This is a genomic window from Asanoa siamensis (assembly GCF_016862555.1).
In the GTDB taxonomy this organism is placed as follows: domain Bacteria; phylum Actinomycetota; class Actinomycetes; order Mycobacteriales; family Micromonosporaceae; genus Asanoa; species Asanoa siamensis.
The window spans coordinates 70,656-80,391 of the sequence record NZ_BONE01000039.1; the positions used below are offsets into that span (position 1 = coordinate 70,656).

11 protein-coding genes are annotated in these 9,736 nt (G+C 73.9%); 4 read left to right on the forward strand and 7 right to left on the reverse strand.

Annotated elements, in window-relative coordinates:
* The first annotated feature begins 18 nt into the window (after nt 1-18).
* Nucleotides 19-234 (forward strand): hypothetical protein, encoded by a 216-nt coding sequence (locus Asi02nite_RS23460; RefSeq protein WP_203716051.1) that lies wholly within the window; start codon nt 19-21, stop codon nt 232-234.
* Here Asi02nite_RS23460 and Asi02nite_RS23465 read toward each other — a convergent pair whose 3' ends face one another.
* The 6 genes from Asi02nite_RS23465 to Asi02nite_RS23490 all read right to left on the reverse strand — a co-directional run bounded on the left by Asi02nite_RS23465 (nt 235) and on the right by Asi02nite_RS23490 (nt 6,641).
* The gene (locus Asi02nite_RS23465) at nt 235-1,656 is read right to left on the reverse strand and encodes an acyl-CoA carboxylase subunit beta (protein WP_203716052.1); all 1,422 of its coding nucleotides are present in this window, start codon (nt 1,654-1,656) and stop codon (nt 235-237) included. It lies immediately after the preceding gene.
* 28 nt (nt 1,657-1,684) lie between these two features.
* A complete protein-coding gene (gene fabF / locus Asi02nite_RS23470; RefSeq protein ID WP_203716053.1) occupies nt 1,685-2,911 on the reverse strand; it encodes a beta-ketoacyl-ACP synthase II in 1,227 nt (408 codons plus the stop codon).
* A gap of 1 nt (nt 2,912) precedes the next feature.
* Nucleotides 2,913-3,152 carry an acyl carrier protein gene (locus tag Asi02nite_RS23475; protein WP_116075309.1) on the reverse strand — a complete coding sequence of 80 codons (240 nt, stop codon included), beginning with the start codon at nt 3,150-3,152 and terminating at the stop codon, nt 2,913-2,915.
* 48 nt (nt 3,153-3,200) lie between these two features.
* Nucleotides 3,201-4,145 (reverse strand): beta-ketoacyl-ACP synthase III, encoded by a 945-nt coding sequence (locus Asi02nite_RS23480; protein WP_203716054.1) that lies wholly within the window; start codon nt 4,143-4,145, stop codon nt 3,201-3,203.
* Entirely contained in the window at nt 4,142-5,311 is a 1,170-nt protein-coding gene (locus tag Asi02nite_RS23485) for an acyltransferase domain-containing protein (protein WP_203716055.1), read from the reverse strand. The genes Asi02nite_RS23480 and Asi02nite_RS23485 overlap by 4 nt, the downstream gene beginning before the upstream one ends.
* 136 nt (nt 5,312-5,447) lie before the next feature.
* Nucleotides 5,448-6,641 (reverse strand): helix-turn-helix domain-containing protein, encoded by a 1,194-nt coding sequence (locus Asi02nite_RS23490; protein WP_203716056.1) that lies wholly within the window; start codon nt 6,639-6,641, stop codon nt 5,448-5,450.
* 24 nt (nt 6,642-6,665) lie between these two features.
* On the opposite strand from Asi02nite_RS23490, the gene Asi02nite_RS23495 reads away from it, so the two are divergent.
* On the forward strand, nt 6,666-7,301 hold the full coding sequence (locus Asi02nite_RS23495; RefSeq protein WP_203716057.1) for a phosphatase PAP2 family protein: 636 nt from the start codon (nt 6,666-6,668) through the stop codon (nt 7,299-7,301).
* Nucleotides 7,302-7,331: 30 nt separating this feature from the next.
* On the opposite strand, the gene Asi02nite_RS23500 is transcribed toward Asi02nite_RS23495, so the two are convergent.
* The gene (locus tag Asi02nite_RS23500; protein ID WP_203716058.1) at nt 7,332-8,504 is read right to left on the reverse strand and encodes a sensor histidine kinase; all 1,173 of its coding nucleotides are present in this window, start codon (nt 8,502-8,504) and stop codon (nt 7,332-7,334) included.
* Nucleotides 8,505-8,668: 164 nt separating this feature from the next.
* Here Asi02nite_RS23500 and Asi02nite_RS23505 point away from each other — a divergent pair, with 164 nt between their 5' ends.
* Complete coding sequence (locus Asi02nite_RS23505) at nt 8,669-9,220, forward strand: hypothetical protein (protein WP_203716059.1); 552 nt, start codon at nt 8,669-8,671, stop codon at nt 9,218-9,220.
* An 88-nt stretch (nt 9,221-9,308) separates the two neighbouring features.
* On the forward strand, nt 9,309-9,695 hold the full coding sequence (locus Asi02nite_RS23510) for a hypothetical protein (RefSeq protein WP_203716064.1): 387 nt from the start codon (nt 9,309-9,311) through the stop codon (nt 9,693-9,695).
* Nucleotides 9,696-9,736 lie beyond the last annotated feature (41 nt).

Below are 9,736 nucleotides of genomic sequence, written 5' to 3' on the forward strand. Positions count from 1 at the left end.
CCTATTACGCTGCCCGGCATGCCCGCGCCGCACGGATTCGACTACCAGGAGCGTGGCGACGGGTCAGTGGTGATCCTCCATCACGGCCGCCCGGCGACCACGCTGCGGGGCGGGCGCGCGGCCGAGTTCCTGGCCGAGGTGGAGACCGACCCGCAGGGCGTGATGGCCCGGTGGACCGGCAACTACCGCCGCGGCAACGAGCGGATGGGCAAGAACCACCCGCGCAACCGCTAGCTACAGCGGGATGTTGCCGTGCGCGCCGCGCGCGGCCGGGGCGGCGGCCAGCGCCTCCGCGATCCGGCGGCGGGTCTCGCCGGGCTCGATGACGTCGTCGACGACGCCGATCTCCAAGGCCCGCTGCACGCCCCCGGCCTCCTTGATCTGCTGCTCGACGAGTTGCTGGCGGACGGCCTCGCGCTCCTCGGGCGGCGTCGCGGCGAGCTTCTTGCGGTGCAGCACGTTGACGGCCGCCGACGCGCCCATCACCGCGATCTCCGCGTCGGGCCAGGCGAACACGGCGGTCGCGCCCAGGGAGCGGGAGTTCATCGCGATGTACGCGCCGCCGTACGCCTTGCGGGTCACCAGCGTCACCCGGGGCACGACGGCCTCGGCGAACGCGTGCAGCAGCTTGGCGCCGCGGCGCACGACGCCGTCCCACTCCTGGCCGAGGCCGGGCAGGTAGCCGGGCACGTCGACGAGGACGACCAGGGGGACGCCGAGTGAGTCGCACATGCGGACAAATCGGGCGGCCTTCTCGGCGCTGGCCGCGTCCAGGCAGCCGCCGAGCCGCAGGGGGTTGTTGGCGACCACGCCGACGGTACGACCGGCGAACCGGCCCAGCGTCGTGACGATGTTCGGGGCCCACTTGGCGTGCAGTTCCACGCCCGGCTCGTCGAGCAGGGCCTGCACGACCGGCTTGACGTCGTACGCCCGGTTGGCCGCCTCCGGCATCGTCCCCGTGAGGTCGTGCCCGGGGTCGTCGGTGGCGACGTCGACGGGGGAGAGGCGGCCCTGCCGCCCCAGCAGCGCGGCCAGCCGGCGGGCCTCGACCAGCGCGGTCTCGTCGTCCTTGGTGGTCACGTGCACGACGCCGGAGCGCCGCCCGTGCGGCTCCGGCCCGCCGAGCCGCTCCATGTCGACCTGCTCGCCGGTGACGCTGCGGACGACCTCGGGGCCGGTGACGAAGATCCGGCCGGCCCCGCTCATCACCACGACGTCGGTCAGCGCCGGCCCGTAGGCCGCTCCACCTGCCGCGGGGCCGAGCACCACGGAGATCTGCGGCACCCGGCCGGACGCCCGGACCATGGCCGCGAAGACCTGGCCGACCGCGTCCAGCGCGACCACGCCCTCGGCCAGCCGCGCGCCGCCGGAGTGCCACAGCCCGAGCACGGGGATCCGCTCCCGGACCGCGGCGTCGATCGCGTCGACGACGTGCCGGCAGCCCTCGGTGCCCAGTGCGCCGCCCATCCGGGTGGCGTCGGTGGCGTACGCGACCGCCGGCGTGCCGTCGATCTCGCCGCGGGCGGCCAGCACCCCGGAGTCGTCGCGGGGGGCGACCAGGCGCAGCGTGCCGGCGTCGAACAGAGCCCGCAGCCGGGCCTCCGGATCCCGGTGGTCCACGACTGCATGATCGTCGAGCGCGCTGCTCCTGGTCATCGAAATCCCCCCGATTAAGCCGCCCGGGTCACCCGCGGGTGAACACCAGCGCCACGTTGTGCCCGCCGAAACCGAACGAGTTGTTGAGCACCGCCGGGACGTCCATCGGCCGCGCCTTGAGCGCCGCCACGTCCAGGTCGAGCTTGTCGTCGGGGTCGTCGAGGTTGATCGTCGGCGGCACCACGCTGTCGCGGATGGCCAGGATCGAGGCGATCGACTCCAGCGCGCCGGCCGCGCCGAGCAGGTGCCCGGTCATCGACTTGGTCGCCGTGACCACCGGGTGGTCACCGAGGGAGGTGTGCAGCGCGACGATCTCGGCGAGGTCGCCGACCGGGGTGGAGGTCGCGTGGGCGTTCACGTGCACGATGTCGGTCCGCGCGACGTCGGCGTCCGCGATCGCCTTGGCGATGGCCCGGATCGCGCCGCGGCCCTCGGGGTGGGGCTGCACGATGTCGTAGCCGTCGGAGGTCAGGCCGGCACCGGCCAGCCGGGCGTAGACCCGGGCACCGCGCGCGGCGGCGTGGTCGGCGCGCTCCAGCACGACGACACCGGCGCCCTCGCCGAGCACGAAGCCGTCACGGCCCTTGTCCCACGGCCGGGAGGCCTTCTCCGGCTCGTCGTTGCGGGTCGACATGGCCCGCATCGATGCGAAGCCGGCGATCGGCAGCGGGTGGATGACCGCCTCGGTGCCGCCGGCCACGACCACGTCGGCCCGGCCGGAGCGGATCATGTCGAGACCGAGCGCGATCGCCTCGGCGCCGGTCGCGCACGCGCTGGCCACGGAGTGGACGCCGGCCTGCGCGCCCAACTCGAGACCGACCCAGGCGGCCGGACCGTTCGGCATCAGCATCGGCACGGTGTGCGGGGACACCCGCCGGGGGCCGGAGGCCTCCAGGATGTCGTCCTGGGCGAGCAGCGTCGTGGCACCCCCTATTCCGGACCCGATGCTGACCGCGAGCCGCTCCGGGTCGAGACCGGCGTCGGCCATCCCGGAGTCGGCCCAGGCCTCGCCCGCGGCGATCAGCGCGATCGCCTCGGACCGGTCGAGCCGGCGCAGCTTGACCCGGTCGATCCGCTCGCTCGGCTCGACCGCGAGCTGTGCGGCGATCCGGACCGGCAGTTGGCCGGCCCACTCCTGGGTGAGCGGACTCACCCCGGAGCGGCCGGCCAGCATGGCGTCCCAGGTCGACTCGACGTCCCCGCCCAGCGGGGTCGTCGCGCCGAGCCCGGTGACGACGACGTCGGGACGACTCATGTCAGGCGTTCGACTCGATGTAGGTCACGGCGTCGCCGACGGTCTTGAGGTTCTGCACCTCGTTGTCGGGGATCTTCACGCCGAACTTCTCCTCGGCCGCCACGACGACCTCGACCATGGACAGCGAGTCGACGTCGAGGTCGTCCGTGAAGGACTTCTCCTCGGCCACGTCGTCGGGGTTGACCCCGGCGACCTCTTCCAGGATCTCGGCCAGGCCCGACGTGATCTCGTCACGGGTCATTGCGGTGGTGTCCTTTCGGGTTTGGTGATGTTGTCGTTGAGCGTGCGCTCACGGGCAGCGAACTACCTGCCCGGCGTACGTTAGGCCGCCGCCGAAACCGAACAGCAGGACGGGGGCGCCCGACGGCACCTCGCGTCGCTCGATCAGCTTCGACAGGGCCAGCGGCACGCTCGCCGCCGACGTGTTGCCGGACTCTACGATGTCCTTCGCGACGACCGCCTGCGGCATGCCGAGCCGCTTGGCGATGCCGTCGATGATGCGGGCGTTGGCCTGGTGCGGCACGAAGGCCGCGATGTCCTCGGGGGCGACGCCGGCCCGCTCGCAGGCCTGCAGGGCCAGCGGTGCCAGGGCGGTGGTCGCCCAGCGGAAGACCTGCTGGCCTTCCTGCGCGATGTACGGGCGCCAGCCCTCGATGCGGACGGCGTCGGACTTCTCCGGCACCGAACCCCAGATCACCGGGCCGACACCGGGCGCCTCGTCCTCCGCGGCGGCGGTCACCACGGCCGCACCGGCGCCGTCGCCGAAGATGATGCAGGTCGAGCGGTCGGTCCAGTCGGTGAAGTCTGAGAGCTTCTCGGCGCCGATGACGAGCGCGTTGCGCGCCGCGCCGGCCCGGATCGCGTGGTCGACCGTGCCGAGCGCGTACGAGAAGCCGGAGCACGCGGTGTTGAGGTCGTACGCGCCGGGGGCGTTGATGCCCAGCTTCGCGGCGACCCGGCAGGCCACGTTGGGGCTGCGGTCGACGGAGCTGCAGGTGGCGACGACGACCAGGTCGATGTCGGCCGGGGTGAGACCGGCGTTGGCCAGCGCCTTCTCGGCGGCGAAGCCGGCCATGTCGGCGACCGTCTCGCTGTCGGCGATGCGCCGGGTGGCGATGCCGACCCGGTCCCGGATCCACTCGTCGTTGGTGTCGACGATCTGGGCCAGGTCGTCGTTGGTGAGCACCCGGGACGGCTGGTAGTGGCCGAAGGCGAGGATGCGGGAGCCTGTCATGCGGGATGTCCTCCGATGCGCGCGAGCGGCTGGCCCGGAGCGACCGGGTCGTCGTGGTGGGCGAGCCATTCGGTCAGCAGGCCGTCGCCGTGCGCGGCGACCTCGACCGGGCCCTGCCGGGTGGAGACGTGCCCGATGAGCTGACCAGTGCTTACGGTATCGCCTTCGGCGAGCCCGTCGGCCGGGCGGAACATCCCGGCGGCGCCGGCGACCACGACCCGGAACTGCGGGGCGGGCTCGTGGCTCGGCGCCGCGCCGTGCCGCGCGACGAGATCGCGCGCGGCGGGCAGGTCGTCGGGGGTGTTGAGGGTCACGATCTCGATGCCGTTGGCCTTGAGCTCGCGCTTGACCAGCCCGGCCAGGGTGCCGGCGGGCGGCAGCTCGAGCACCGCGGTCACGCCCAGGTCGGCCAGCGAGCGCATGCACAGGTCCCAGCGGACCGGCGCGGTGACCTGGCGGACGAGCCGGGTCAGCAGCTCCCGGCCGTGGGCGACGGCGGAGCCGTCGAGGTTCGACAGCAGGATCCGGCTCGGATCGGCGGGGGTGATGCCGGCCGCGACGGCCGCGAGCGCCTGTTCGGCGGGGGCCATGTACGGGGTGTGGAACGCGCCGGCCACCTGCAGCGCGATGACCCGCGCCTTGGCCGGCGGCTCGGCGGCGAGCTTGGCCAGCGCGTCGAGAGCGCCGGCGGCGACGACCTGGCCCGCGCCGTTGCGGTTGGCCGGGTGCAGGCCGTGTGCCTCGATCGCGGCGAGCACCTCGGCGGCGTCGCCACCGAGCACGGCCGACATGCCGGTGGGCTCGAGCGCGCAGGCGGCGGCCATCTCGCGGCCGCGGACGCCGGCCAGCGTCACCGCGGCTTCGGGCGAGAGTGCGCCGGCGAGGGCGGCCGCGCCGAGCTCGCCGACGCTGTGGCCGGCGACCACCGCGACGTCGTGCATCGGGAGCTGCTCGGCGGCGAGCAGCGCGGCGGCGACCAGCAGCGGCTGCGTACGCGCGGTGTCCTTGATCTCGTCAGCGCCCGCCTCTGTGCCCAGGTGCACGAGGTCGACTCCGGAGAGTGCGGACCACCAGCGGAGCCGGGCCTCGGCGCCGGGAAGTCCGACCCACGGAGCGAGGAAACCGGGCTTTTGGGCGCCCTGACCGGGCGAGAGTACGGCGAGCACGTTTACGACTCTGCGGGATACTCGTGGGTTGTGTGGTTGCCGGCAGGCACCAAACCACACTATTGGATTTGTATGGTTCCTACAATGAGTGGCTGCGATCACGTACGGTATAGGGGCATATATACCAAACGAACGTTCAGGCGTCGGTTGTGGCCGCTGATCCACGTGGGTCCAGCCGGCCCACCGTGAGCGCGATCCGCAACGCGAACAGGTCGCGCGGCGTCAGCGGTGAGAAGCCGGTGACGTCCCCGATCCGGCGCAGCCGGTAACGCACGGTGTTGGGGTGCACGAACAGTGCGCGGGCCGCGCTCTCCAGCACGCCACCGGCCGCGAAGAACGCGTCCAGCGTCTCGATCAGCTCGCCGCCCGCGCGCACCAGCGCGCCGTAGACGTCGCGGCGCAGCGCCCGTCGGGCCGCCGCGTCGCCGGCCAGCGCGCGTTCGGGCAGCAGCGCCGCCGCGGCGACCGGGCGGGGCGCGTCGGGCCAGGCGGGCGCGGCGCGGAAACCGGCCAGGGCCGCCCGCGCGGACTCGGTCGCCTCGTCGAGGCTGGCCACCGCCGGGCCCACCACCACCGGGCCGGTGCCGAAGCCCTCGAGCAGCTTCTCGGTCGCGTTGAGCGGGTCGGCCGCGCCGCCGAGCACGACCACGAGCCGGTCGCCGTGCACGCCGCTGATCACCTCGACGCCGATCCGGCGGGCCTGGCGGTAGACCGTGTGCAGCACCGGCGCCACCTCGCCGCCGGGGGAGCGGCCGACCGCCACCGCGACCGGTGGGGCGTCGGCCCAGCCCAGCGCCGCGGCCCGGCTGGCCAGGGCGTCCGTCGAGTCGCCGCGGAGCAGCGCGTCGACCAGCAGCGCCTGGAGACGGGCGTCCCAGGAGCCGCGGGACTCGGCCGCCCGCGCGTACACCCGGGCGGCCGAGAAGGCGATCTCCCGGGAGAACCGGAGGACCTCCTCGACCAGGTCGCGTTCCTCGCCCGGCGCGGCGAGGCGGGCGGCCTGCTCCTCGACGACGTCGATCGTGACCTGGATCAGCGCGACGGTCTGCTGCAGGCTGATGCTGCGGGCCAGCGCCCGCGGCGCCGCCGCGAACACCTCGTCGGAGACCTCGCGCGGCCGGCCCTTCGGCCCCTGGCGCATGAACTCGACCAGCGACCGGACGCCGGCCTGGGCGACCAGCATCACCCAGGCGCGCTGGTCGGCCGGCAGCGCCCGGAACCAGACGAGGGTCTCGTCCATCCGGGCGACGCTGGCCGTGGCGAGCGCGCCGGCGGACCGCTCGATCCGGCGCAATGTCGCCGCGAGCCCGTCCGCTGCCTGGTCGTCCACGCTCTACACCATAAGCTGACCGGGATGCGTGATCGTCCCGCGCGCCCACCGGCCGCCCTGCCCCTGGCCGCGCTGGCGGCCTTCGGCGTGCTGCTCGGGGTGGTCGCGGCCGACTGGCCGCCGCTGATGAGATGGGACGAGTCGGTCAGCGCGACGCTGCGGGACTACGGCTCCGTGCGGCCCGCGCTGGTCGACTGGCTGCGGACGCTGACGGGGCTCGCGGCCACCGTCCCGTACGTGGCCGTCGGCGCCGCGGCGACCCTGCTCTTCGCACTCCGCCGGGAGGCCCGCGCGTCGGTGTTCTGCGGCCTTGTCACCGCAGCCGTGCCCATTCTCTGGGGCCTGATGCACTGGACACTGCACAACCCACGGCCGGTGGACGGCTTCGTGGTGGTGCACAGCTCCGGCTTCCCGAGCGGCCACACGAGCAACGCGGCGGCGTTCTCGATCGCGCTGGTGCTGCTGGTCTGGCCGCGCGCCGGCGCCGCCATCCGGACCGCGACCTGCTTGGCCGCGCTGGCGTTCACGGTGTTCATCGGCTTCACCCGGGTCGCCTTGCTGGCGCACTGGCCGACGGACGTGCTCGGCGGTCTGCTGCTGGCGGCGGCGGTGGTCCCGGTGGCTGCCCGGGCGGTGACGCCGCACCGCGCCGACCGCTAGGCCGCGCCGACCGCTAGGCCGCGTCGACCGCTAGGCCGCGTCGACCGGTAGGGCGGCGTGGACCCGCCAGCGCGCCCCGGTCGCCGGGCCCGCGTCGAGCTTGCCGCGCAGCAGCGCCGCCCGCTCCCGCATGCCGATCAGACCGGCGCCGGCGCCGAGATGGTCGAGCGGGCCGGGGCTCGCGACGGGGTTGTGCACGGTCAGCCGTACCTCGTCGGTGCCGTAGTCGACCGTGACGCTCGCCGTACCCGTGCCGTGCTTGAGCGCGTTGGTCAACGACTCCTGGACGATCCGGTAGCCGGCCAGGTCCACACCCACCGGCAGGGTCCGCGGCGAGCCGGTGGTCGTCAGCTCCACGGCCAACCCGGCCGCCCGGGCGCCGCTGACCAGCCGGTCGACCTCGGCCAGCCGCGGCGTCACCGGGTCGTCGCCGGGCTCCGCCTCCGGACCGCGCAGCACGTCGATCATCTGCCGCATCTCGCCCAGCCCCTGCACGCTGTTCTCGCGGATCACCCGCAGCGACTCCGCGACCTGCGCCTGCGAGAGGTTGGGCACGCTCAACGCCGCGGTCGCGTGGATCGCCACCACGCTCAGGTGGTTGGCGACCATGTCGTGCAGCTCGCGGGCCATCCGGGTGCGTTCGGCCGCGACGGCCTGGCGCCGGTCGAGCTCGGCGACCCGCGCGGTCTGGTCGGCCCGGGTCCGTTCCAGGGCGGCCTGGTCGCGGTACTGCCGGACGCTCAGACCGGTCAGGATCGGCAGGACCAGCAGGAGCACGGCGGGGATGCCCAGCGCCAGCCCGCGCACGGTGCCCTCGGTGACCACGCCGAGCACCGCGGTCGCGACCACCACCGCGATCGACACCTCGAGCGCGCGCCGCCACAGCCGGGCGGGGCCGAAGACGCACGCGTCGTACAAGACCTGGGTGAAGATCAGCAGTGTCCCCAGCGACCCGCCGAGCGAGAGGTCACCGACCGCCGCGACGGTGCCGATCGCGAGGCTCACCAGCGGCGCCCGGCGGCGCAGCGCGACGGCGACGCTCACCGCGACGAGCGGCACGTAGAGCAACCAGCCCGGGTCGTCGCGCCAACCGGGGCCGATCGTCAGGTACGCGCCGGACACGATGATCAGCATCCCGCCCGCCAGCGCGACGGCGGCGAGCGTCAGGTCACGGGCGAACGAGCCGCGCGGGGGAAGGCGCATCACACCATCGATGCAACCACAACGTCGGCGCCGCCTCGTCCGCCTGCCAGAGGAGAGCGGTCCTCCGTGGGGAGGAGACCGGATTCGTCGCCGGCGGCGACGCTGTGCCGCGATCTTCGGGAAACCCTGGATCCACGGGTACGCGGCTGCGGAGGGGGACCGGAATGATCGTGGCGTTGATCCTGGCGAGCGAGATCGGCTTCTGGGTGTTTCTGGGTCTGGGCCTGATCGCACGCTACGTGCTGCGGATGCGCCGGCTCAGCACCGTGCTGTTGATCGGCTCGCCGGTGCTCGACGTCGTGCTGCTCGCGGCCACGGTCGTGGACCTGCGCGGAGGTGGCACGGCCGGACCGTTCCACGGGCTCGCCGCCCTGTATCTCGGCTTCTCGGTGATGTTCGGCCACGCGATGATCCGCTGGGCGGACCAGCGATTCGCGCACCGGTTCGCCGGCGGCCCGCCGCCGTGGAAGCCGCCGTCCGGCGGCTGGGCCCGCACCCGCTACGAGTGGCGCGAATGGGGCAAGGCGGTCGCCGCGTGCGCGATCTCCGCGGCCCTGCTCGGCGCGGGCATCCTCATGGTCGGCGACCCGGACCGCGCCGCGGGCCTGGTTTCGTGGCTCACCCGCCTACTGGCGGTGGTGGTGATCTGGTTCGTCATCGGCCCGGGCTGGGCGACACTCTTCCCGGGTCGGGCCAAAGAGGACGCACTCGGTTGACGGAGCGGATTGCTGTAGTGTGCAGCCAGTCACGCCGGCCCCGCGGACGCGATTTCTGCTGCTCAGCCCATTAGGGTGTGGAGGCCTAATGGGTCACCCGGTGGCGGCCGGGTGGCAGAACGGCGGAGAACAGGAGGCCGTGATGGCGCACGGGGAGGCCGATCCCGGCTGCGTCGAAGCGGACAACGACCCATCCCGTACGACGGACGGCCCGACCGCGCCGGCCCTCGACGACCCGGCACCGGGCCGCCAGATCCGCCGCGTCTGCGCGGACCCGAAGGCGGACCGCGGCCGCGATTGTTCGGACGCGCCTGACCACGTAGCCGACCCGACGACGAACGGCCCGATCCAGTTCGGCCGGGCGCCGGCGTGCCGCAGCGAACGGCCGGGTTGGGCGGGCGCCCACAGGCACGGCGCGGTCCGCCCACGGCGCCGCGCCTCACGCAAGGAACGCCCACCAGACCGCTGGTGCTGACCCGGCCCCGCGCTTCCCGCGCCGCGCTTCTCGCGCCGCGC

Bases quoted from the DNA above. Each gene is read 5' to 3' on its own strand.
- Asi02nite_RS23460 (WP_203716051.1), top strand. From the start codon at position 19: ATGCCCGCGCCGCACGGATTCGACTACCAGGAGCGTGGCGACGGGTCA.
- Asi02nite_RS23465 (WP_203716052.1), bottom strand. From the start codon at position 1,656: ATGACCAGGAGCAGCGCGCTCGACGATCATGCAGTCGTGGACCACCGG.
- fabF (WP_203716053.1), bottom strand. From the start codon at position 2,911: ATGAGTCGTCCCGACGTCGTCGTCACCGGGCTCGGCGCGACGACCCCG.
- Asi02nite_RS23475 (WP_116075309.1), bottom strand. From the start codon at position 3,152: ATGACCCGTGACGAGATCACGTCGGGCCTGGCCGAGATCCTGGAAGAG.
- Asi02nite_RS23480 (WP_203716054.1), bottom strand. From the start codon at position 4,145: ATGACAGGCTCCCGCATCCTCGCCTTCGGCCACTACCAGCCGTCCCGG.
- Asi02nite_RS23495 (WP_203716057.1), top strand. From the start codon at position 6,666: ATGCGTGATCGTCCCGCGCGCCCACCGGCCGCCCTGCCCCTGGCCGCG.
- Asi02nite_RS23500 (WP_203716058.1), bottom strand. From the start codon at position 8,504: ATGCGCCTTCCCCCGCGCGGCTCGTTCGCCCGTGACCTGACGCTCGCC.
- Asi02nite_RS23505 (WP_203716059.1), top strand. From the start codon at position 8,669: ATGATCGTGGCGTTGATCCTGGCGAGCGAGATCGGCTTCTGGGTGTTT.
- Asi02nite_RS23510 (WP_203716064.1), top strand. From the start codon at position 9,309: ATGGGTCACCCGGTGGCGGCCGGGTGGCAGAACGGCGGAGAACAGGAG.